Annotated in this window: 21 protein-coding genes; 12 read left to right on the top strand and 9 right to left on the bottom strand. The window is 73.6% G+C overall.

Translation table 11 applies throughout. The features are described 5' to 3' along the window. From AB0O53_RS08020 to AB0O53_RS08030, 3 genes are all read right to left on the bottom strand, one after another. Positions 1 to 1,833, bottom strand: a complete 1,833-nt coding sequence (locus tag AB0O53_RS08020) for a non-ribosomal peptide synthetase (RefSeq protein WP_350991144.1) — start codon at positions 1,831 to 1,833, stop codon at positions 1 to 3. Then, positions 1,830 to 3,341 (bottom strand): aldehyde dehydrogenase family protein, encoded by a 1,512-nt coding sequence (locus tag AB0O53_RS08025; protein ID WP_350991453.1) that lies wholly within the window; start codon positions 3,339 to 3,341, stop codon positions 1,830 to 1,832. The genes AB0O53_RS08020 and AB0O53_RS08025 overlap by 4 nt, the downstream gene beginning before the upstream one ends. A gap of 143 nt (positions 3,342 to 3,484) precedes the next feature. Then, positions 3,485 to 4,483, bottom strand: coding sequence for an AfsR/SARP family transcriptional regulator (locus AB0O53_RS08030; RefSeq protein ID WP_365193899.1), 999 nt, complete (start codon positions 4,481 to 4,483; stop codon positions 3,485 to 3,487). Between the two features lie 183 nt (positions 4,484 to 4,666). On the opposite strand from AB0O53_RS08030, the gene AB0O53_RS08035 reads away from it, so the two are divergent. The 3 genes from AB0O53_RS08035 to AB0O53_RS08045 all read left to right on the top strand — a co-directional run bounded on the left by AB0O53_RS08035 (position 4,667) and on the right by AB0O53_RS08045 (position 8,237). After that, positions 4,667 to 6,268, top strand: a complete 1,602-nt coding sequence (locus AB0O53_RS08035; protein ID WP_326476513.1) for a tryptophan halogenase family protein — start codon at positions 4,667 to 4,669, stop codon at positions 6,266 to 6,268. 84 nt (positions 6,269 to 6,352) lie between these two features. Continuing rightward, positions 6,353 to 6,973 (top strand): flavin reductase family protein, encoded by a 621-nt coding sequence (locus tag AB0O53_RS08040; protein WP_350991140.1) that lies wholly within the window; start codon positions 6,353 to 6,355, stop codon positions 6,971 to 6,973. Continuing rightward, positions 6,960 to 8,237 carry a cation:proton antiporter domain-containing protein gene (locus AB0O53_RS08045; protein WP_365193903.1) on the top strand — a complete coding sequence of 426 codons (1,278 nt, stop codon included), beginning with the start codon at positions 6,960 to 6,962 and terminating at the stop codon, positions 8,235 to 8,237. The genes AB0O53_RS08040 and AB0O53_RS08045 overlap by 14 nt, the downstream gene beginning before the upstream one ends. A gap of 35 nt (positions 8,238 to 8,272) precedes the next feature. On the opposite strand, the gene AB0O53_RS08050 is transcribed toward AB0O53_RS08045, so the two are convergent. From AB0O53_RS08050 to AB0O53_RS08065, 4 genes are all read right to left on the bottom strand, one after another. Continuing rightward, the gene (locus tag AB0O53_RS08050; RefSeq protein WP_365193906.1) at positions 8,273 to 8,782 is read right to left on the bottom strand and encodes a GNAT family N-acetyltransferase; all 510 of its coding nucleotides are present in this window, start codon (positions 8,780 to 8,782) and stop codon (positions 8,273 to 8,275) included. A gap of 51 nt (positions 8,783 to 8,833) precedes the next feature. Then, entirely contained in the window at positions 8,834 to 9,259 is a 426-nt protein-coding gene (locus tag AB0O53_RS08055) for a universal stress protein (RefSeq protein ID WP_350991134.1), read from the bottom strand. Positions 9,260 to 9,268: 9 nt separating this feature from the next. Continuing rightward, the gene (locus tag AB0O53_RS08060) at positions 9,269 to 10,777 is read right to left on the bottom strand and encodes an APC family permease (protein ID WP_365193909.1); all 1,509 of its coding nucleotides are present in this window, start codon (positions 10,775 to 10,777) and stop codon (positions 9,269 to 9,271) included. A gap of 109 nt (positions 10,778 to 10,886) precedes the next feature. After that, positions 10,887 to 11,480 (bottom strand): histidine phosphatase family protein, encoded by a 594-nt coding sequence (locus tag AB0O53_RS08065; protein WP_350991132.1) that lies wholly within the window; start codon positions 11,478 to 11,480, stop codon positions 10,887 to 10,889. Positions 11,481 to 11,504: 24 nt separating this feature from the next. Between AB0O53_RS08065 and AB0O53_RS08070 the strand changes: the two genes are divergently transcribed. The 8 genes from AB0O53_RS08070 to AB0O53_RS08105 all read left to right on the top strand — a co-directional run bounded on the left by AB0O53_RS08070 (position 11,505) and on the right by AB0O53_RS08105 (position 18,927). Next, a complete protein-coding gene (locus AB0O53_RS08070) occupies positions 11,505 to 12,308 on the top strand; it encodes a YoaK family protein (protein ID WP_350991131.1) in 804 nt (267 codons plus the stop codon). Between the two features lie 25 nt (positions 12,309 to 12,333). Continuing rightward, a complete protein-coding gene (locus AB0O53_RS08075; protein WP_350991130.1) occupies positions 12,334 to 12,813 on the top strand; it encodes an Lrp/AsnC family transcriptional regulator in 480 nt (159 codons plus the stop codon). 53 nt (positions 12,814 to 12,866) lie between these two features. Next, on the top strand, positions 12,867 to 13,553 hold the full coding sequence (locus tag AB0O53_RS08080) for an HAD family hydrolase (protein WP_350991129.1): 687 nt from the start codon (positions 12,867 to 12,869) through the stop codon (positions 13,551 to 13,553). A 76-nt stretch (positions 13,554 to 13,629) separates the two neighbouring features. After that, a complete protein-coding gene (locus AB0O53_RS08085; RefSeq protein WP_350991128.1) occupies positions 13,630 to 15,000 on the top strand; it encodes a cytochrome P450 in 1,371 nt (456 codons plus the stop codon). Positions 15,001 to 15,040: 40 nt separating this feature from the next. Beyond that, positions 15,041 to 16,147 (top strand): FAD-dependent oxidoreductase, encoded by a 1,107-nt coding sequence (locus tag AB0O53_RS08090; RefSeq protein ID WP_365193915.1) that lies wholly within the window; start codon positions 15,041 to 15,043, stop codon positions 16,145 to 16,147. A gap of 184 nt (positions 16,148 to 16,331) precedes the next feature. Next, a complete protein-coding gene (locus AB0O53_RS08095; RefSeq protein ID WP_350991125.1) occupies positions 16,332 to 16,997 on the top strand; it encodes a DedA family protein in 666 nt (221 codons plus the stop codon). Between the two features lie 92 nt (positions 16,998 to 17,089). Continuing rightward, positions 17,090 to 18,292 carry a sensor histidine kinase gene (locus AB0O53_RS08100; protein WP_403137417.1) on the top strand — a complete coding sequence of 401 codons (1,203 nt, stop codon included), beginning with the start codon at positions 17,090 to 17,092 and terminating at the stop codon, positions 18,290 to 18,292. Further along, the gene (locus AB0O53_RS08105; protein WP_365193918.1) at positions 18,283 to 18,927 is read left to right on the top strand and encodes a response regulator; all 645 of its coding nucleotides are present in this window, start codon (positions 18,283 to 18,285) and stop codon (positions 18,925 to 18,927) included. Before AB0O53_RS08100 ends, AB0O53_RS08105 begins: the two co-directional genes overlap by 10 nt. Positions 18,928 to 18,957: 30 nt before the next feature. Here the strand turns inward: AB0O53_RS08105 and mltG are convergent, their stop codons facing one another. Further along, entirely contained in the window at positions 18,958 to 19,803 is an 846-nt protein-coding gene (mltG, locus tag AB0O53_RS08110) for an endolytic transglycosylase MltG (RefSeq protein ID WP_350991121.1), read from the bottom strand. Between the two features lie 71 nt (positions 19,804 to 19,874). Further along, positions 19,875 to 21,737 carry an ABC transporter ATP-binding protein gene (locus AB0O53_RS08115; protein WP_365193921.1) on the bottom strand — a complete coding sequence of 621 codons (1,863 nt, stop codon included), beginning with the start codon at positions 21,735 to 21,737 and terminating at the stop codon, positions 19,875 to 19,877. A 133-nt stretch (positions 21,738 to 21,870) separates the two neighbouring features. On the opposite strand from AB0O53_RS08115, the gene AB0O53_RS08120 reads away from it, so the two are divergent. Then, a complete protein-coding gene (locus AB0O53_RS08120; RefSeq protein ID WP_350991117.1) occupies positions 21,871 to 22,323 on the top strand; it encodes a MarR family winged helix-turn-helix transcriptional regulator in 453 nt (150 codons plus the stop codon). The last annotated feature ends 19 nt before the right edge of the window (positions 22,324 to 22,342 follow it).

The following is a 22,342-nucleotide window of genomic DNA, read 5'->3' on the forward strand; positions in this document are numbered from 1 at the left end:
CTACGCCCCTTCGGCGGCGGCGGCCGCGTCGGGCGCGGGTGCGCCGGCTTCGGCCGCGAGCCGGTCGATCTCGGCGGCGACGTCGGCGACCGTCGGCCGGGCCAGCAGCGCGCCCAGGCCGACGCGCAGTCCGGTGGTGCGGCGCAGCTCCGACACCGCGCGGGCGGCGGCCAGGGAGTGGCCGCCCAGGTCGAAGAAGTCCGACTCGGGGCCGGGGACCTCGGTGGCGAGCACCTCGGCCCACACGGTCATCACGGTGCGCTCGCTCGCGCTCACCGCGCCGCCCCCGCTCGCGCCGGGTCCGTCGCCGCCTTCGGGCTCCTCCAGGGCCCGGGCCAGCGCGGCGCGGTCGGCCTTTCCTGTGGTCAGGGTCGGGATCCGGTCCAGGACCCGGACGGTGGCCGGTACCGCCGCGGCGGGCAGCTGCTTGCGGCAGCGCTCCACGACGCGGGTGGCGAGCCCGGCCGGGTCGACGGTGCCGGGCGCCGCGACGACGGCGAGGCCGAGGGTCTGGCCCGCGGCCAGCGGGCAGCAGGCGGCGGCGACGACCTCGGGGAGTTCGGCGGCGACGCGCTCGACCTCGCCGAGCTCGATGCGGTGACCGCGGATCTTGACCTGGTCGTCCCGGCGGCCCCGGTACTCCAGTTCGCCGCCGTCGCGGCGGACCACGACGTCCCCGGTGCGGTACATGCGGGTGCCGCCGCCCTGGAACGGGTCGGGCAGGAAGCGGCTCGCGGTGAGTCCGGGGCGGCCCCGGTACCCGCGGGCGACCGCGGGCCCGCCGAGGTAGAGCTCGCCCTCGGTGCCCGCGGGAACCGGCCGCAGCTCCTCGTCCAGCACGTACGCCCGGTAGCCGGGCAGCGGTCGTCCGATGCTGGTCACGTCGTCCCCTCGTCGGCTGTCGGCCCAGGTGGCGGCGATGGTCACCTCCGTCGGCCCGTACACGTTGAGCAGCCGGCGGCCCTGGGCGAACCGCTCGGCCAGGGCGGCCGGGCAGGCCTCGCCCGCGACGACGACCACTTCGGCGCAGTCGAGTCCCGCGCCGTGGGCGGCGAGCAGCGACGGCGTGAGGGAGACGGTGCGCAGTCCGGCGGGCAGCGGCTCGCGGCCCTCCGCGGCGGCCTGGCGCAGTCCGTCGAGGGAGAGGTCGGTGAGGGCCACCCCCTGGCCGTGGACGAGGTAGAGCAGGGTGCACCAGAGCCAGCCGTCGAAGGCGGGCGAGACGGCGTTGAGTCCGAGGCCGCCGGCGGGCAGGCCGAGGCCTCCGAGGGCCTCGACGAAGGTGTCCAGGCCGCGGTAGGTCACTTCGACGCCCTTGGGGCGGCCGGTGGTTCCGGAGGTGTAGATGAGGTAGGCGCAGCCGTCGGGTGCGGGCGGGGACACCGCGAGCGCCCCGGGGGCGCCGCGGCGGACCTCGCGGGGGGCCAGGAGGACGGTCCCGCCGGCTTCCAGGCCGGCGGGCACCTCGGTGGCGACGAGGACGGCGGCCCCGGCGTCGCGCAGGACGCCGCCGAGGCGCTCCACGGGGTGCCCGGGGTCCAGCGGTACGGCGGTCCCGCCCAGGCTCCAGACGGCGAGCAGGGCGGGCACGCTCTCCCGGGACCGGCCCAGCAGGAGTCCGACCGCGGTCTCCGGGCCGACTCCGGCGCGGGCGAGGGCGGCGGCGTAGCGGGCGGTGCGGGCGGTCAGCGCCGCGTAGGTGTAGGTGCCGTCCACGGCCTTGACCGCGGTCTCGTCGGGCTGTTCGCGGGTCCACCGTTCCAGGCGGGCGAACAGCGGCGGGAGCCCGCCCGGGGCGTGCGCCCCGGCCGGCCCGGCATGGGGCTCGGTCATCCGTCGTTCCTCTCGGTGTCCGCGGGGCGGGCGGCCTCGGTGGCCCGCAGCCGCGGGCCGACCACCTGGCCCCCCGCGCCCTGCGGGAGCTGCATCGACTTGGTCTCCAGGAAGGCCTCCAGTCCGGCCGTGCCGCACTCGCGTCCGATCCCGGACTGCTTGAACCCGCCGAACGGCGCGGCCGGGTTGAACTGGCCGCCATTCACGTCGACCAGGCCGGAGCGGAAGCGGCGCGCCGCCTTCTCGGCGCGGGCGTCGTCGCCGGACCAGACCGCGCCGTGCAGTCCGTAGCGGGTGCCGTTGACGATCCGGACGGCCTGCTCCTCGTCGTCGTAGGGGATGACGGACAGCACCGGTCCGAAGATCTCCTCCTGGGCGATCGTGGTGAGCGGGTCGACGTCGGCGAAGACCGTCGGCCGGACGTAGTAGCCGGTGTCCAGGCCGGCGGGCCGGTCGGGGCCGCCGTGGACCAGGCGGGCCCCGCCCTCCTCGACGCCGCGGCGGACGTATCCGGTGACGCGGGCGTGCGCGGCCGCGGACACCAGCGGGCCGAGGTCGGTCGCGGGATCGCGCGGATCCCCGGTGACGTAGCCCTCCATGGCCCGGACGGCGAGCTCGACGGCCTCGTCCTGGCGCTCGCGCGGCACCAGCAGCCGGCTCCACTGCAGGCAGGTCTGGCCGGTGTTGAAGAGCATCTGGTCGACGGTGGCGGCGACGGCCGGGGCCAGGTCGGCGTCGTCGAGGACGAGGCTGGCGTTCTTGCCGCCGAGTTCGAGGTGGACGCGCTTGATCCGGTCGGCGCCGAGCGCGGAGACGTCGCGTCCGGCCCGGGTGGAGCCGGTCAGGGAGACCACGTCGACCAGCGGGTGGGTGACCAGCGCCGTGCCGACGGTGTCGCCGGTGCCGACGACCATGTTGAAGACGCCGGGCGGCAGGTCCGCCTCGGCGACGGCCTCGGCGAGCAGCCGGGCGTGCAGCGGGGTGATCTCGCTCGGCTTGTGCACCACGGTGCAGCCGGCCGCGAGCGCCGGGAGGATCTTCTGCACGGTGAGCAGCAGGGGGGTGTTCCACGGGGTGATGCAGGCGGCCACCCCGGCGGCCTCGCGCACGACGAGGGAGTGCCCCACCCGCTCCTCGAAGGCGTAGGAGGCGGCGGTCTCGACGCAGTGCGCGGCCATGCCGAGGGACAGTCCGACGTGGGTGTGGCGGGCCATCCGGGTGGGCGCGCCCACCTCGGCGGTGATCACCTCGGCGAAGCGTTCGGCCCGTACCTCCATGGCCTCGACGACCCTGCGCAGCAGAGCGGTCCGCTCGCGCAGCGGGGTGGCCGCCCAGCCCTCGAAGGCCGCGGCGGCAGCGCGGGCCGCGAGGTCGGCGTCCCGTGCGGTGCCGGCGGGCACGGTGGCCAGGGCGCGCTCGGTGGCGGGGTCGGTCACGACGAGGAGGCCCTCGGCCTCGGAGGCCACCCAGGCGCCGCCGATCCACTGGTCGGTGTAACGGGGCGGCAGGGGGGCCGCGTTCGGTTCGCCGCCGGATGGTCTGGAGTCCTGCGGCGCGGTCGGCACGGTCAGCACGGTCACGGTGGGTTCCTCACTCGGTCACGGGATTCACGGGCTCGCTGAACAGCTGCGTCGGTCGCGGGGTCACGCGGTCACGCGGTCGCGGGGTCCGCGGTGCGGGCCAGGACGGCCGGGGCCCGGTTGTCGGGCCTGGCCCTGCGGACGGGGCGGGCCAGGGCGGGACTGCGGACCTCCGTGCTCCACGGGGGTGTTCCGGGCTGGCGCCCGGCGGGCCGCAGCGCGCGGACCGTGGCGGGGGCGCCGCCGACGGAGGCCGGGGCCTGGGCGGGCGCGGCGGCGCGGGCGGCGGCCGGGATCAGGGTGCGCAGCAGCCGCTGGGTCTCGTGGCCGGGCGCCACGGCCAGCTCGTCGCGCATCCGGCGGGCGCACAGCTCGTACCAGCGGCGTACGCAGGCCAGTTCGCCGCGGCGGCCGTGCGCGGCCATCAGCGCGCGGTAGGTCTCCTCGTGGTGGCGGTCGATCTCCAGCGTGCGCCTGCAGAGCTCGATGAGCTCCACGAAGTCCTCGCGGTCCTCGGCGTCGGCGCGCAGCACGCCCAGGGCCCGCAGGACCAGCGCCCTGAGGTACTCGCGCTGTTCGACGACCCAGTCGGCGCTCTCCCCGCGCAGGAACTCGCCGCCGTACAGGGCGATCGCCGCCCGCAGCCGGGTCCGGGCGAGCGCGGTGTCGCCGGCGGTGGCGGCCCGCAGGCCGGCGTGCACGAGCTCCTGGAAGCGGTCGAGGTCGGACCACAGGCCGGTGACGTGCAGGACGTAGCCGAAGTCGCGGTAGACCAGCTGGATCCCGGAGTCCCCGGGGCGGTCGGGGTGGGCGTCGAGCACCCGGCGCAGGGCGTGGGCGGCGACCTTGAGCGAGCTGCCCGCGGTGCTGTCGGTGCCGGGCCACAGGGACTCGTAGAGCCGGTCGCGGGTGAGCATCTGGCCGCGGTGGACCACGAGGTACTGGAACAGGCCGCGGGCCTTGCCGGCCCGCCAGCGGCGTACGGGGGTGCCGTTCACGGTCAGCTCGAAATCGCCCAGGAAGCGGACGCGTACCGCCGGCCCCGCTGTCTCGGTCGCTGCGGTGGTCATCGCGTCCTCCCGGTCGTCGTCCCGCCTGCCGCTCTGCCTGCGAAGAGTCTGTTCGGAGGGTCTATATCGGGCCTACAACGGCCGGATCTTTGCGGTGTAGGGCGGTGATAGGGCGTTTTTCGACACTGATGAGCACGACCACCCGAACACCCGAACCGCCGACTCCGAAATGAGGGCTGTTTCATGACCAGCACCGACACCCGGCTTCAGAAGGTCGTCATCCTGGGAGGCGGCACGGCCGGCTGGATGACGGCCGCGTATCTCGGCAAGGCGCTCCAGGGAACGGTCGACATCACCGTGCTCGAAGCACCGACGATCCCCCGCATCGGGGTCGGCGAGGCGACCGTGCCCAATCTCCAGCGTTCGTTCTTCGACTACCTGGGGATCGCCGAGGACGAGTGGATGCGGGAGTGCAACGCCAGCTTCAAGATGGCCGTGCGCTTCGTGAACTGGCGCACCGACGGGCAGGGCGAGTCGACGGCCCGTGAGCTGCCGGGCGGCGGCCCGGACCACTTCTACCACCCCTTCGGGCTGCTGCCGGACTACGACCAGACGCCGCTGTCGCACTACTGGTTCAAGCGCAAGTACGAGGGCCGCACCACCGAGCCGTTCGACTACGCCTGCTTCCGCGAGCCCCCCGTGATGGACGCGATGAAGGCCCCGCGCTGGCTCGACGGCCGCCCGGCGACCCGGTACGCCTGGCACTTCGACGCCCAGCTGGTGGCCGACTTCCTGCGCCGCTTCGCCACCGAGAAGCAGGGCGTCAACCACGTCCAGGACGAGATGGTCCGGGTCGAGCAGGACTCCCGCGGGTACGTCACGACCCTGCACACCAAGGGCGGGCTGGCCCTCGACGCCGACCTGTTCGTGGACTGCTCGGGCTTCCGCGGGCTGCTGATCAACCAGGCGCTGCAGGAGCCGTTCATCGACATGAGCGACCACCTGCTGTGCGACAGCGCGGTGGCCACGGCCGTCCCGCACGACGACGAGGCGAACGGGGTGGAGCCGTACACCTCGGCGATCGCCATGTCCTCCGGCTGGGCCTGGAAGATCCCCATGCTGGGCCGCTTCGGCACCGGCTACGTGTACTCCAGCAAGTTCACCGACCAGGACACCGCCACCCGCGAGTTCGCGGACATGTGGGGCCTGGACGTGGAGGAGACGAAGTTCAACCACATTCGCTTCCGCGTCGGCCGCAACCGCCGCGCGTGGGTGAAGAATGTCGTCAGCATCGGCCTGTCGTCCTGCTTCCTGGAGCCGCTGGAGTCGACCGGCATCTACTTCATCACCGCCGCGATCTACCAGCTGGCCAAGCACTTCCCGGACAAGACCTTCAACGAGGGTCTGGTCAACAGCTTCAACCACGAGATCGAGGTGATGTTCGACGACACCCGCGACTTCATCCAGGCGCACTTCTTCTACGCGCCGCGCAACGACACCCCGTTCTGGCAGGCCAACAAGAAGCTGGTCCTCCCCGACAACATCAAGCAGAAGATCTCCGCCTACAAGGCCGGTCTGCCCATCAACTCCCCGATCACCGACGAGTCCACGTACTACGGCAACTTCGAGGCGGAGTTCCGCAACTTCTGGACCAACGGCAGCTACTACTGCATCTTCGCCGGCCTCGGTCTGGAGCCGGACGCCCCGCTGCCCACCCTCGCGCACCGGCCCGAGTCGGTGGCCGGCGCCGAGCCCCTCTTCGACACCGTCAAGCGCCAGCAGCAGAACCTGCTGGAGACCCTCCCCAGCGCGTACGACTACCTGCGCCAACTGCACGGCGCGTAAGGCCCTCCGCGACCGCGGCCCGGCAGCACGGCACTCCGCCGGCTGCCGGGCCGCAGTCGCTTCCAGCCATCTCAGGAGTCAGACATGCCCCACCGCTCCGCGCCCCATCCCGCCGCGCCGGACGAGTCGGCCAGAGACCGCCGCGCGGACCTCCGGCCCTTCATGTCCGCCTTCCCCAGCGGGGTGTCCATCGTCACCACCCTGGATCCGGACACCGTGCCCCATGGCCTGACCTGCAGTTCCGTCGCGAGCGTCGCACTCGATCCGCCCACGCTGGTGGTGTGCGTCCGGGCGGCGAGCCCCACCCTCGCGGTGATCCTCGACCAGGGGGCCTTCGCCCTCAACCTGCTGCACGAGCGGGCCCGCGGCGCCTCCGACCTGTTCGCCTCCGGCGCGCCCGACCGCTTCGAGCGCGTCGAGTGGCGGCTGCCGCTGGGAGCGGGCGGGCCGCACCTGACCGCGGACGCGCACGCCGTCGCGGACTGCGCCGTCGTCAGGACCGTCGGCTTCGGGGACCACACGGCCGTGTTCGCCGAGGTCCACCGGGTGACCGTACGGGAGGATCCGCAGCCCCTGCTGTACGGCCTGCGCCGGTACGCCCAGTGGTCGCAGGCGGCCGCGATACCGCCGCCGGCCGCCCGACTCGACCCGTCCGCCGCGCTCCGCCCCGGAGCCCCCGAAGGAGACGCCCGTGTCGTCCGCTGATCCGCTGCCGGCCCTGCTGGTCGCCGTCCCGGCGGTCATCCTCGCCTGCCAGGTCGGGGCCTCCGTCTGCCGGCGGTTCGGCCAGCCCCCGGTGGTGGGCGAGATCGCCACCGGCATCCTGCTGGGCCCCTCGCTGCTGGGCTGGATCTGGCCGCAGGCACAGCACGCGCTGTTCCCCGCGTCCGTCCTGCCGTACACCTCCGTACTCGGCCAGCTCGGCCTGCTCGCCTTCATGTTCCTGGTCGGGCTGGAGCTCGACCTGAAGAACCTGCGCGGCCACACCCGCGTCGCGGTCGCGGTGAGCCAGGCCGGGATGCTGCTGCCGCTGGCCCTGGGCGCGCTCCTGGCGATAGCCATGTACGACGGCTTCGCCCCGGACGGCGTGGGCCGGATGCCGTTCATCCTGTTCATCGCGGTGGCCATGAGCATCACGGCCTTCCCGGTCCTGGCCCGGATCCTCATCGACCGGGGGCTGTACGGGACCCCGCTCGGAGCGCTCGCCATGGCCTGCGCGGCCGTGGACGACGTCGTCGCGTGGTGCCTGCTGGCCCTGGTGGTGGCCCTCTCCTCGGCCGGGTCCCCGATGGAGGCGGCCACCACTGCCGCCCTCGCGGTGGCCTTCACGCTGTTCATGCTGTACGCGGTACGGCCGCTGCTGGCCCGCTGGGCGGCCCGCGCCGACCGGGCCGGGGACGCGGCGGTCCTGGTGGCGCTGTTCAGCGGGCTGAGCGTGTCCGCGCTGGCCACCGACCTGATCGGCGTGCACGCGCTGTTCGGCGCGTTCCTGTTCGGCGTGATCACCCCGCGCACCGGGGGGCGCATCGAGGTCTCGGCGGCCCGGCTGCGGGCCTTCACCGTGCCCGTGCTGCTGCCGCTGTTCTTCGTGCACACGGGTCTGCGCACCGACATCGGGGGGCTGACGGCCTCGCCCGAGCTGTGGCTGTGGACGGCCGCGATCCTGGCGGTCGCCTTCCTCGGCAAGTGGGGCGGCGCCGCGGGCGCGGCGCGCGCCTGTGGAAGACCGTGGCGGGAGGCCCTGTCGATCGGCGCCCTGATGAACTGCCGGGGGCTGACCGAGCTGGTGGTCCTCAACGTGGGCCTGGAGCTCGGCGTCATCGGACCGCAGCTGTTCACCATGCTCGTGCTGATGGCACTGGTGACGACGGCGATCACCAGCCCGGCACTGACCCGGCTGCGCGCCAAGGAGGTGACTCCACCCGAAGGGGCGCCGGCCCCGCCCGAGGGCGCGCTCTCCCGCCCCTGACGACCGGTCCCGGCCGGCGGATGCCTGACGGCTGTTCAGGCGCCCGCCGGCCGCTGCCGTACCGCCGCCAGGTCCCGTGCGTAGCGGAGCGCGGGACGGCCGTCCAGGACGGTCTCCCCCACCTGCAGGAAGCCGGTGCGCACCAGGACCGTGCGCGATCCGGCGTTGTCGACGGTGGCGGCGGCGCGCAGGGTCCGCAGCCCGTAGGTGTCCGCGGCGAGCACCAGGACCTGCCGGACGGCGCTGGTGGCCAGGCCCCGGCCGGCGGCCTCCTGCGCGACGCGGAAGCCCAGTTCGGCGGAGCCGTCCGCGACGTCGATCAGGTTGACCCGCCCCAGGACCTCCCCGTCGCCGCCGATGATCAGGTGGAGGTGGTCCCGGCCGGCGTCCTGCCCGGCGAGGAGTTCGCCGTGGCGGGTGTCGAAGTCGGCGAAGTACGCGTCCCCCCGGTCGGGCACCGACCGCGCGAAGTAGGCGCGGTTGGCGCGTTCGAACGCGAGCAGGGCCGGGGCGTGTTCGGCTCGGAGCCGCTGGAGTTCCGTCATCGGGGCATCGTAGGCAGGTCGGCGGCCCGCCGGCCCGTTCGTCCGTCCGCTTCAGCGCGGCGCGCTCTCCGTCGGTACGCACAGCACGGGGATCGGCGAGAGGTGCAGGAGCTTGTGCGGAGTGGAGCCGAGCAGGGCGCCGCGCATCGGGCTGTCGCCCCAGCTGCCGACGATGATGACGCGGGCGTCGTGGCGCCGGGCGGCGTCGAGCAGGGCCTGGGCGGGCTTCTCGTCGGCCACCTCGACCGTCGAGGGCACTCCGGCGGCGTCGGCCTCCTGGACGGCGTGCGCGAGGGCACTGCGGCCCGCCTGGCGGACGGCCTCCCGGTGGGCGCGGGACTCCTCACCGGTCGGGCCCGGGGCGGCCGCGCCGTAGACGAGGACGAGGGGTTCACCGAAGGCGGTGGCCACCTCCAGCGCGACCTGCAGGGCCCGCTCGGCGCCGGGCGATTCGTCGTATCCGAGGACCACGGACATCGGGACTCCTCAGCGCTTGCGGGTGTGGACGAGGGCCGGGTCGACCACGCCGCGGCGCTCCTGCCAGAACCGGCCGTCCCGGACCCGCCAGAAGCACATGACGAGCACGCCGACGAGGGCGATCGCGATGCCGATGACGAGCGGCGGGCCGAGCCCGAACCAGGAGACGCCGCTCGCCGAGTTCTCCGGGTTGGACATGTCGCCGATGGACTCGATGAGCAGCCAGATCAGCAGTGCGGCGCCGATCACCGGGCCGACGCCGATGAGCAGGAGGTTGTGCGGGCTCTCCATCAGGTGGCGGCGGTAGTAGACGGCGCAGGCCAGGCCGGTGAGGGCGTAGTAGAAGGCGATGAGCAGGGACAGCGCGGTGAGGGAGTCCAGGAGCGCGTTCTCGCTGATCTGGTTGACGACGAGGTACCAGCCGATGGCGATGCCGGCGACCCACCAGGTGCTCACGTCGGGGGTGCGGAACCGCGGGTGGATGTGCGCGAGGTGCGGGGGCAGGGCGTGCCGGCGGGCCATGGACAGGGCGGTGCGGGAGGCGGGGATGATCGTGGTCTGGGTGGAGGCGAGGGCGGAGGTGCAGACGGCGAGGAGCACCACCCAGTCCCAGCCGCCCATGACCTCGTGGGCGAGGACGGCGAAGATGGCCTCCTCCTCGGCGGCGTTCTCGGCGAGGAAGGCGGTGCCGGCGTAGCCGACGACCGCGAAGCCCACGGACAGGTAGGTGACCAGGAGGATCACCGTGGACCAGATGCCGGCCTTGCCGGGCGCCGTCGCGGAGTTCTCGACCTCCTCGGTGAGGTTGACCGCGGACTCCCAGCCCCAGTACATGAACACGCCGAGCAGCAGTCCGCCGGTGAGGGCGGCGCCGCCGGCGCCGAAGGGGTTGAGCCAGCTGATGCTCGGCTCGATCTCCTCCAGGGTGCTGGTGCCGGCGTAGATGCGGTAGATGGCGACCACCGCGAAGGTCAGGAGGAAGAAGACCTGGGCCAGGATGAGGATGTCCTGCAGGTGGGCCGACAGCTCGGTGCCGATGACGCAGATCGCGGTCATGGCCAGGATCACCGCGACGGTGAGGCCCTGCCGGATCCAGGCGTTGGCGGCCCAGTCGTCCAGTCCGAAGGCGAGCAGCCCGAAGTTGACGGCGACGTCCGCGAGCGAGCCGATGACCAGCACGCCCGTCATGGCGATCGCCCAGCCGCCGAGCCAGCCGGCCCACGGGCCCATGGCCCGGGTCACCCAGGAGAAGGTCGTCCCGCAGTCCTGGTCGACCTTGTTCAGGTAGTAGAAGGCGGCCGCGATGAGCAGCATCGGCACGAAGGAGGCCAGCATCACGCCCGGCGCGTAGATCCCGACGAGGGCCACGATCGGCCCGAGGACGGCGGCGAGGGAGTAGGCGGGCGAGGTCGAGTTCAGGCCGATCACGAGCGCGTCGAGGAAGCCGATCGCGTTGGCCTTGAGCCCCGCTTCCCGGGTGGGCGTCCTGGGGCCGTCGCCCGCACCGTCATGGCTCATGTACGAATGGTCACGCAGGCGGCCCCGGCGCGCGAGGCGAGCGGGGGCCGCCCGACCCGGTCGGGCGGCGGTGTCCGCGACCGGGTCGGGGGCGGGGCCGGGAGGGGCCTCAGGAGCGGGCGTTCCAGCCCGCGATCACCGGGAGGCCGTGTTCCGTCGAGAGCGTGCTGACGCTGCCCGTGCGCAGCAGGAAGAGCCGGCCGTGTTCGGGGTCCAGGCGCAGGTAGCGGGCGGTCAGGACGCGCAGGAAGTGGCCGTGGGCGACGAGCACCACGTCGCCGTCGTCCGCGCGGAGCACGGGGGCGACCCGGGCCAGCACCCGGTCCGCGCGGGCACCCACCTGGGCGGCGCTCTCGCCGGGGTGGTCCGCGTCGCCGGGCGGGACCCCGTGGGTCCACAGGGACCAGTCGGGCGTGGTCCGGTGGATCTCCGCGGTGGTGATGCCCTCGTAGCCGCCGTAGTCCCACTCGTAGAGGTCGGAGTCGATGCCGGCACCGGGCAGGCCCGCGAGTTCGGCGGTGGCGACGGCCCGGCGCAGCGGGCTGGTCAGCACCAGGGCCGGCCGCCGGTCGTGGAAGTAGGGGGCGATGGAGATGGCCTCCTCGACCCCGCGGGCGGTCAGCGGAATGTCGGTGCGCCCGGTGTGCCGCCCATTGGCGCTCCAGGCGGTCTCACCGTGCCTCACCAGCAGAAGATCACTCACCCCACGGACCCTACGCCTTCCGGCATGTCGGCGCCGCGGGGCCCGGAGGGCGTGTCACTGTCGGGCGTCATGGACGAGGACCGGAGGGCCGCGCGGACGGCCGGTTCGCGGCTCCCGCCGCGCATGCCCGCGCTGATGGTCTCCCTGACCGCGGTGACCGGGGTGGTCGAGGCGGTGAGCCTGCTGGCGCTGGGGCCCGCCTTCACGGCGATGCAGACCGGCAACGTGCTGTTCCTGGCCTTCGGCGTCGCGCAGGCACCCGACCTGCCGACGCTGCCCGCCGGGATCTCGCTGGCCGCGTTCGTCCTGGGCGTGGTCTGCGGCTCCCATCTGGAGTCCGTGACGGAGGCGCGCGGGCGCCGCTGGTTCGTCATGGGCCTCATCGTCGAGTCCGGGCTGATCCTGGCCGCCGCGGCCGCGGCGTGGGGGCTCGTGCCGCAGTACGGGTCGCCGACCCCGCGGCACCTGGCGGTGATGGCGGTCCTGGCGCTGGCGATGGGCATGCGCAACACCACGATCATGCGGGCGAACGTGCCGGGGGTGCCGACGACGCTCGTCACCCGGTCCATGACGGCCTTCCTCGGCGGCTCCGCCATGGGACGCGACGCCGTCTACGGATACGGGTCGGCCGGCTGGAAGCTGCGCGGGCTGTCCGTTCTCGCCATGTTCGCCGGCGGGGTCCTCGGGGCGCTGCTGATCCGGGCCGGCTGGACCGTCGGCTGGCTGCTGCTGCCGACCGCCGCCGCGGTGCTGGTGGTGGGCCTGGCCTACCGGGGGCAGCCTCCGCTGCACACCGGGCAGGCCACTGGCCGGGAACGGTCCCGGTGACCTGTGCCGTTGGTAGAGTCCCGGCATGGCGGTGGACGAGCTCGACACCAGAATCCTGCGCCTGCTGATCGAGCAGCCGCGCACCAGCGTCCGTGAGTACGCCCGGATCCTCGGTGTCGCGCGCGGCACCCTCCAGGCCCGGCTGGACCGGTTGGAGCGCACGGGAGTGATCACGGGGACCGGGCCTGTGCTCTCCCCCGCGGCGCTGGGCCACCCGGTGCTGGCGTTCGTGCACATCGAGGTCACCCAGGGCCATCTGGACGACGTGGGCGACGCGCTGGCCGCCGTACCGGAGATCATCGAGGCCTTCTCCATCACCGGTGGCGGGGACCTGCTGACCCGGGTGGCGGCCCGGGACAACGCACATCTGGAGGACGTGATCCAGCGGCTGATCCAGCTCCCCGGCGTGGTCCGCACCCGGACCGAGGTGGCACTGCGCGAACGGGTCCCCCACCGGCTGCTGCCCCTGGTCGAAGCAGTGGGGAGGAACGCCCGCAAAACCTGACAGGATGGCCCGTACTGGACCGGCTGGACGCGACAGGCAGGACGGGCAAGCGGATGATCTCCGTCATATTCGATCTCGACGGCACCCTCGTGGACAGCGAGCCGAACTACTACGAGTCCGGGCGCCGCACGCTGGAGCGGCACGGCGTACCCGATTTCACGTGGGAGCAGCACTCCCGTTTCATCGGCATCGGCACGCTGGAGACGCTGGAGATCCTCAAGGAGCGGTACGGGATCCCGGCTCCGGTCGATCAGCTGCTCGCCGAGCAGAACGCCTCCTACCTGGAGCTCGCGCGCACCCGGACCGAGGTCTTCCCGCAGATGCGCAGGCTCGTCGAGCGGCTGCGCGCCGAGGGGGCGGCGCTGGCCGTGGCCTCCGGTTCCTCGCGCGAGGCGATCGACGCCGTACTGGCGGGCACCGGCCTGGACGCGCTGCTGACCACGGTGGTGTCCGCGGAGGAGGTCGCCCGGGGCAAGCCCGCTCCGGACGTGTTCCTGGAGGCGGCCCGGCGGCTGGGCGCTTCGCCGGCCGACTGCGTGGTCGTGGAGGACGCGGCGCCGGGGGCAGCGGCCGCCCACGCCGCGGGCATGGGGTGCATCGTGGTCCCGTACGCGGCGGAGATCGCGGACGACCCGGCCTTCGCGACCGCCGGACTCCTCTTCCGGGGCGGGCAGCCGGAGTTCGGCGCGGACGCCGCCTACGAGTGGCTGCGCGCGCGGGCGGCGCACCGGGCCGCCTGACGGAGCGTCGGCGAGAACTCCGGGCGGACCGTTCCGGCCTCTGGTGCCCTGCGGGCCCGGCTGCCACCATGCGTGCGTGACCGCGACCCTGCACCCGGACACCCGCGGCGGCGGCCCGCGCCGGTGGCCCCTGCTCGGGAACCTGCCCGCCTTCGCCCGTGATCCGCTGGCCTTCTTCGAGTCCCTGCGCGACGACTACGGCGACTGGGTGCCCTGGTCCCTCGGCCCGAAGCGCAACGTGCTGGTCTCCCTGCCCGAGCACGCCGGTGAACTGCTCGGCGCCGTCGAATCCACCTTCAGGCCGACCGAACTGGGCTGGGCCTTCCACCAGTTGCTGGGCGACGGGGTGGTCGTCGCCACGGGCGACGACTGGCGGCGCAAGCGGGCCCTGGTCCAGCCGGCGGTACGGCCGCGCCAGGTGCGCGCGTACGCCGCCACGATGGTGGAGTGCGCGGACGCGCTGGCCGGCGGCTGGCGGGACGGCGCGCGGATCGACGTGCACCGGGAGATGGCCGCCCTCACCCAGCGGATCGCCGTGCGCACGTTGTTCGGCAGCGACGCCGCGGGCCGGGAGGCGCCCATCAGCGCGGCCATGGCCACGGCGCAGCGCGAACTGGGGGCGGAGTTCCGCGGGCTGACGCTGTTCCTGCCGCCGTGGGTGCGCACGCCCGGGCGGCGCCGCATGCGCGAGGCCGTGGCGGTCCTGGACCGGGAGATCGAGCACGTCATAGCCGAGCACGAGGCGGCGTCGGCGGCCGGTGCGGAGCGCGACGACCTGCTGAGCCGGCTGCTGGCGGCGCGCGACGAAGACGGCGGGCCGCTGTCGCGCAAGGAGCTGCGGGACGAGTCGATCACCCTCTACATCGGCGGGCACGAGACCACCTCGACGACCCTGACCTGGGCCTGGCAGCTGCTGTCGGGGGCGCCCGCGGCGCGGGCCCGGCTGACGGAGGAGCTGGACCGCGTGCTCGGGGGGCGCCTGCCGACGTACGACGACTACGCGCTGCTGCCCTGGACCCGGCAGGTGGTCAAGGAGACGCTGCGGATCTATCCGCCGATCTGGCTGATCTCGGCGGTGGCCACCGAGGGCGCGACCCTCGGCGGCCGTCCGGTGCCGGCGGGGACGTCGGTGTGGACCAGCCCCTGGTCGGTGCACCGCGACCGGCGGTGGTTCCCGGACCCGGAGGCCTTCCGCCCCGAGCGCTGGGACGAGGACGCCCCGCACGGGGTGCCCGAGCACGCCTGGTTCCCCTTCGGCGGCGGGCCGCGGGCCTGCCTGGGCGCGCGGTTCGCACTGGTGGAGGCGGCGCTCGTGCTGGCCGTGCTGGGACAGCGGTTCCACCTGGACAGCGGGAGCGAACGGGCCGGGGTCTTCCCCGGCCTCACGCTCCAGCCGGACCGGCCGGTCCTGGCCGTGCTGCGGCCCGCCGGCGCGCGGGAGGCGTAGCGGCGGGAAGATCCCGGGACCGCCACGAGTTGGTAGAACCGTGAACTATCTGAGGCGGGATGCGGGCGCGGGCACGGACGTGCACGCGGATGTGGACGTGGTGGTCGTCGGGGCCGGGCAGGCGGGCCTGTCCAGCGCCTACCACCTGACGCGGGCCGGGCTCGACCACGTGGTCCTCGACCACGCGCCCCGCCCGGGCGGGGCCTGGCAGTACCGCTGGCCCTCGCTCACCTACGGCAAGGTCCACGGGATGCACGCCCTGCCCGGCATGGAACTGACCGGCGCGGACCCGCTGCGGCCCTCGTCGGAGGTGGTCGGGGAGTACTTCGCGGCCTACGAGGACCACTTCGGCCTGCGCGTGCGGCGTCCCGTGGACGTGTCGGCCGTGCGCGAGGGGGACGGCGGACGGCTGCGGGTGGAGACCTCGGCCGGGCTCTGGTCGGCGCGCGCCCTGATCAACGCGACCGGGACCTGGGACCGGCCGTTCTGGCCGCGCTACCCGGGGCAGGAGACGTTCCGCGGCCGCCAGCTGCACACGGCGAACTACCCCGGGCCGCAGGAGTTCGCCGGTGCGCGGGTCATCGTCGTGGGCGGCGGCACGTCGGCGGTCCAGCACCTGCTGGAGATCGCCGAGGTGGCGGAGCGGACCACCTGGGTGACCCGGCGGCCCCCGGTCTTCCGCGACGGCGACTTCGGCGAGGCCGAGGGGCGGGCCGCGGTGGCCCTGGTGGACGAGCGGGTACGCCGGGGGCTGCCGCCGCAGAGCGTGGTCAGCGTGACGGGCCTCCCGCTGAACGCGGCCGTCCGGGCGGGCCTGGACTCGGGGGTCCTGAGCCGGCTGCCCGTGTTCGACCGGATCACCGCCACGGGCGCGGCCTGGGACGACGGCCGCCGCGTGGACGCCGACGTCATCCTGTGGGCCACCGGGTTCCGCGCGGCCGTCGACCACCTGGCGCCGCTGCGCCTGCGCGAGGCGGGCGGCGGCATCCGCGTCGAGGGGACCCGTGCCGTCCGCGACGAGCGGATCCACCTGGTCGGCTACGGCCCGTCGGCGTCGACCGTCGGCGCCAACCGCGCGGGCGGCGCGGCGGTCCGCGAGATCCGCCGCCTGCTGACCCGGGAACCGGCGCCCGCGCCCGCGCACTGATCCGGCCCGGGCCCTGCGGCCCGGCCCCCGGACCCTGCGGTTTTCCGCAGTCCCGTACCTGCGGAAAACCGCAGGTACGCCGGACGGAAACCCGCATACCGGCTCTGAGCTGCGGTTTCTAGCGTGGAGGTGCAAGCGGGGCAGCCACCCCGGGCAGCCCCCGCACCTCCTTGGAGACCTCACCATGCCGCACGTCATGACCACGGCGCTCCCCCATGAGCCCGCCGGCGGGTTCGCCGGCTGGGCCACCGACCTCGTCGACACGATGGGCGGCCCCGGAGCCGGCCTCGCCATCGCCCTGGAGAACCTCTTCCCGCCGCTGCCCAGCGAGGTGATCCTGCCGATGACCGGGTTCGCGGCCGGGCAGGGCGTGCTCAGTCTGGCTTCGGCCCTGTTCTGGACCACCCTCGGTTCGGTGGCGGGCGCGCTCGCCCTCTACTGGCTCGGCGCGCTCTTCGGCCGGGAGCGGATGCACGCGATCTGGGCCAGGCTGCCCCTGGTGAAGGCCTCCGACCTGGTCCGCACCGAGGAGTGGTTCGTCAGGCACGGCACCAAGGCCGTCTTCCTGGGCCGGATGGTGCCGATCTTCCGCAGCCTCGTCTCGGTACCGGCCGGGGTGGAGCGCATGCCGCTGCCGGTCTTCCTGATGCTGACGACGCTGGGCAGCCTGATCTGGAACGGCGCCCTGGTCATGGCCGGCTACTGGCTGGGCGACCGGTGGGAGCTGGTGGAGGGCTACGTCGGCGTGCTGTCCAAGGTGGTGCTGGCGCTGGTGGCCGTGGCACTCGTCGCCTACCTGGCCGTGCGCCTGCGCGGCCGCGGCTCCGCCCGGCACCGCCGTGCCTCGTGACCGCCGGCGGCACCCCGGCGGGTCGCCCTGTGCTCCCCGGACCGCCCGGACGATCTTGTCCGGGCGGTCCGGCCGCACTAGGCTCGGGCCCCGTGCGAGGGGACTTACCGGGGGCGGCGGCGCAAGGCCGCGATCCCGAGGACCGGGCCGCGACCCGCCGCCCGCCGTGGCCGCGACGGTGGCTCGGCGTACTGCTCGGCTGCGGCACCGCCCTGGCCGGCCTCGCGTACTTCCTCGTCGCGGGCATCGCGCTCGGCCCCTTCCTGCTGTGGCCCCGTACGCGCCCGGACGCGCTGGGCATCCTCTCCGGCGGTGCCCACCGGCTGGCGGCCCTGGAGCGGGCGCGCCGCTCGGTGTTCTTCGGCGACCGCTTCCCCGACGCGTACGAGACCACCGGCGGGAAGACCCTGCGCTTCCTCCTGGCCCGCTGCTGCACGGGGCTGCTGTGCTCGGTCGTGCTCGGGCTGCTGGGGTTCGGCACGGTGTTGGCCGCCCTGCTCCTGGGCGCGGCGGTACGGGGCACACCGGCCTGGACCGAGCTCCTGACCCAGGTGCTGCTGGGCGGGGTCCTGCTCTTCCTCGACGTACAGGGCCTGGCCTCGCTGGCCGCCCTGGACGCGCGGCTGGCCCGCGAGTGCTTCGGCCCCTCCGAGAGCGAGCTGCTGCGGCGGCGCATCGACGAACTGGCCACCAGCCGGGCCGCGGTCGTGCGGGCCGTGGACGCCGAGCGCCGGCGCATCGAACGTGATCTGCACGACGGGGTCCAGCAGCGGCTGGTGGCCCTCGCCATGCTGCTGGGCCGGGCCCGCCGCGGCCGCGAGCGCGACCCCCGGCAGGCCGACGCCCTGCTGGACCAGGCGCACCGGCAGTCGCAGGAGGTCCTGACCGAACTGCGCGAGGTGGCCTGGCGGGTGTACCCCTCGGCGCTGGACAGCGTGGGCCTGGAGGAGGCGCTGGGCGGGGTGGCCGAACGCTGCGCGGTCCCGCTGCGCACCGAGTTCGCCGTCGTGGGACCGCTGCCCCAACCGGTCTCGACCGCCGCCTACTTCGTGGTCTCCGAGGCCGTCACGAACGCCGCCAAGCATGCGGGGGCCACCTCGGTCTCCGTACGGGTGGCGCGGCTCGGCCCCATCCTGACCGTACGGATACAGGACGACGGCAGGGGCGGCGCGGACCCGGCGGGCACCGGCCTGACCGGCCTGCTCAGCCGGGTGGCTGCGCTCGACGGCCTGCTGCACGTCGACAGCCCCCTCGGGGGACCCACCACCGTCACCGCGGAGCTGCCGTGCGCGTGATCCTCGCCGAGGACTCGACCCTGCTGCGAGAGGGCCTGGTGCGGCTGCTCGTGGAGGAGGGCCACGAGGTGCTCGCCGCGCTGCCCGACGCCGTCGCACTGCTGAAGGAGGTGGAGGTGCGGCGGCCGGACGTCGTCGTGGTCGACATCCGGATGCCGCCGACGCACACCGACGAGGGACTGCGGGCCGCGGTGGAGATCCGCGAACGCCTCCCGGAGGTGGGGGTGCTGGTGCTGTCGCAGCACGTCGAGCGGAACTACGCGGCCCAGTTGCTGGCGTCGAACGCGGAGCGGGTGGGCTACCTGCTCAAGGACCGGGTGGCGCAGGTGGAGGAGTTCCTCGACGCGCTGGAGCGGATCCGCACGGGCGGGGCCGTGATCGACCCGGAGGTGGTGCGGCAACTGGTCGTCCGCACCACCCACGGCGACCCGCTGGCCCGGCTCACTCCGCGCGAACGCACGGTGCTGGAGGCCCTGGCCCAGGGCCTGACCAACACGGCCATAGCCAACGAGCTGCACATCTCGCTGAGTTCGGTGGAGAAGAACCTCAACGCGGTCTTCGACAAGCTGGAACTGTCGCACACCACCGGCTACAGCCGCCGCATCCTCGCGGTCCTCCGCTATCTGGAGACCTAGGCCGTCTCTTTCGGATCTTGCTGGGCGGTGTCACCCGGCGCGGGGGCCCGCCGGGGCGGCGCGGTGCTTGTTGAACTCCGCCACGTGCTTGCGGTGCTCCGCGTACGTCGTGGAGAAGCGGGTGTCGCCCGGCTTGACGGTGACGAAGTACAGCCAGTCGCCGGGGGTCGGCGCGACCGCGGCGGCCATCGCCTCCAGGCCCGGGCTGTCGATCGGTGTGGGCGGCAGGCCCTGGCGTTCGTAGGTGTTGAAGGGGTTGTCGATCCGGGTGTCGCTCAGCGTCGTGTGGAGGGTGGTGCGGTTCAGCGCGTAGTTGAGGGTGGAGTCCATCTGGAGCGGCATCGACTTCGCGAGCCGGTTGTGCACCACCCGGGCGACCTTGCCCATGTCGGCGCGGGAATCGGCCTCGGCCTCGATGACGCTGGCCATCGTCGCCGTCTGGTACGGGGTCATCCCGTGGGCCTTGCCGCCGTCGGCCACCGCCTTGGTGGCGAGCTTCTCGTTGGCCGTGCGCACCATGTGGGCGAGGAGTGCGGCCGGGGTCGTCTTCGAGGTCACCGGGTACGTCGCCGGGAAGAGGTACCCCTCCGGGTTGCCCTTGGCCTCCGCGGGCAGGCCCGGTGCGACGGAGGACACCGCCGACTTGGCGGATCCGGGCGGGAGCTTCAGTTCGCGGTCGACCGCGGCGTACACCTGCGCCGCGCGCCAGCCCTCGGGGATCGTCAGCCGGCGCGGCTCCTCCGGCCCGTGCCCGCCCCGCAGTACGGGGAGCAGGACCACTGCGCCGGTCGCGGTCAGCATGCCGAGGAAGAGGGCCAGTCGGCCCCGGCGGGTGAGCCGGGATCGGCGCCGGGGCGGCCGGTACTCATGACTCATGCGGGAAACCTAACCCGCAGACCGCCACTTTTCCGACATCCGACCCGCGTGCCGGTCACACAGTCATACGTTCACACGTTCACCGGAGCGAGCTGCGCTTCCTTCGGCGGCTCGGGGGCGAGAGCGGCGTCCCGGTCCCGGCGGACCAGGGCCGCGTACCGGCCGTCCGCCGCGAGGAGTTCCTCGTGGGTGCCGCGCTCGGCTATGCGGCCGCCGTCGAGGACGACGATCTGGTCCGCGTCGCGCACGGTGGACAGGCGGTGCGCGATGGTGATGGTGGTGCGGCCCGCCGACAGGTGGTCGATGGCCTGCTGGACGGCGTGCTCGGTACGGGTGTCGAGGGCGCTGGTGGCCTCGTCGAGGATGAGCACCGGGGGGTCCCTCAGGATGGTGCGGGCGATGGCGAGGCGCTGCTTCTCGCCGCCCGAGAACCGGTAGCCGCGCTCGCCGACCAGGGTGTCGTAGCCGTCGGGCAGCGACGCGATGTGGTCGTGGATCTGGGCGGCACGGGCCGCTTCGGCGATCTCCTCGTCGGTGGCGTCCGGCTTGGCGAAACGCAGGTTGTCGGCGACCGAGGCGTGGAAGAGGTAGGTCTCCTGGGAGACCACCCCGATGGAGCGGGCCAGGGAGTCGAAGTCGAGGTCGCGCACGTCCACGCCGTCGATGGCGACGCGCCCGCCGGTGACGTCGTAGAGCCGCGGCACGAGGTAGCTGAGGGTGCTCTTCCCGGAGCCCGTCGGGCCGACCACGGCCAGGGAGCCGCCGGCCGGGACGGTGATGTCGATCCCGGAGAGGGTGGGGCCGTTCTCGGCGTCGTAGGCGAAGTGCACGCCCTCCAGGGCGACCTCGCCCTTGGCGCGGTCCAGCCGCACCGGGTCGGCGCGCTCGGTGATGTCCACCGGCAGGTCCAGGTACTCGAAGATGCGGGCGAACAGCGCCAGCGAGGTCTGTATCTGCACGCCGGTCGACAGCAGGCTCACGGCGGGCCGGAAGAGTCCCTGCTGGAGGGTGACGAAGGCGACGAGGGTGCCGACGGAGAGCGAGGGGGCGCCGGTCTGGAGCGCGATGCCCGCGGCCCAGTAGATGAGCGCGGGCATGGCGGCCATGACGATGCCGATGGTGGACATCCGCCAGCGCCCGGCCATGCTGGAGCGCACCTCGAGGTCGACGAGCTTCTCCGACTCCGCGGAGAAGGCGGCGCTGAGCGAGTCGGAGCGCCCCATGGTGCGGCCGAGGAGGATGCCGCTCACCGAGAGCGATTCGGTGACCGTCGCGGCCATGGCGGCCATCTGCCTCTGCCGCTTCGTCGTGATCCTCTTGCGCTCGTTGCCCACGCGGCGGCTGATCCACACGAAGACGGGCAGCAGGAGCAGCGAGACCAGCGTGAGCCGCCAGTCGAGCGCGAGCATGGCGACCACGGTGGCGATGACGGACGTCAGGTTGGAGACGAGCGAGGTCGCGGTGGAGGTGACGGTGGCCTGCATGCCGCCGATGTCGTTGGCGATGCGGGACTGCACCTCTCCGGTGCGGGTCCGGGTGAAGAAGGCGAGCGGCATCCGCTGGAGCTGCTCGTAGACGGCGGTGCGCAGGTCGTGCATGACGCGCTGGCCCACCGTGGTGGATATCAGCGTCTGGAGCACGCCGAAGACGCTCGTGACGACGGCGGTGGCGATCATGCCGAGCGCGAGCAGGCTGAGCAGCCCGGTGCGGCCCTGCGGGATCGCGACGTCGAGGATCTCCTTGAGCAGGAACGGAGAGGCGACGCCGACCAGCGAGGAGGCGCAGACGAGCAGGCCGACGACGGCGAGCCGGCCGCGGTAGGGGCGGAACAGCCCGACGATCCGGCGCAGCTCGCGGGGCTGCTCGGCCGGGGCGGGCCGGGTCGGATCGAGGGGGTCTTTCGATGGGGTCCACTTCGGTTCGTCGTGTGGCATGGGCACCCTCTCGGGGTCGGGGGACGGGGGTCGAAGGCCTTCGCGGCGCAGGCTCGGACAGAGCCGGCACCATGAGAGCATAGGTCATTGTTACCTATACTCACAATGAACGGGGTCCTGATATTGTTCCCGCATGAGCTCCGCCTCCGACACCGATCGCCTCCTCGCCGAACAGCTCCTGCGCCTGACGCGCAGGCTCCACCGGATCCAGAAGCGCCACATGGTGCCGCTCGGGATCACTCCCGCCCAGAGTCGGCTGCTGCGCCTCGTCTCGCATTACGAGGGCGAGCAGCCGCCCCGGATGGCGGACCTCGCCGCCCGGCTCGAAGTGGTCCCCCGCGCGGTCACCACCCTCGTGGACGGCCTGGAGGCGGCCGCGTGCGTACGGCGCGTTCCCGACCCGGCGAACCGCCGCGTCATCAGGATCGAGCTCACCGACACCGGGCGCGCCACGCTGCGCCGGCTGCGCAACGCGCGGACCGACGCGGCAGAGGAGATCCTGGCTCCGTTGACCGCCGACCAGCGCGAGGTGCTCGGCGGTCTGCTGAACGCCCTGTCGGACGCCCCGGCGGAGCGCACCTGCTGACTGGGCCGTACGAGGGCCG

It is taken from the genome of Streptomyces erythrochromogenes (assembly GCF_040684695.1).
GTDB lineage: Bacteria > Actinomycetota > Actinomycetes > Streptomycetales > Streptomycetaceae > Streptomyces > Streptomyces erythrochromogenes_C.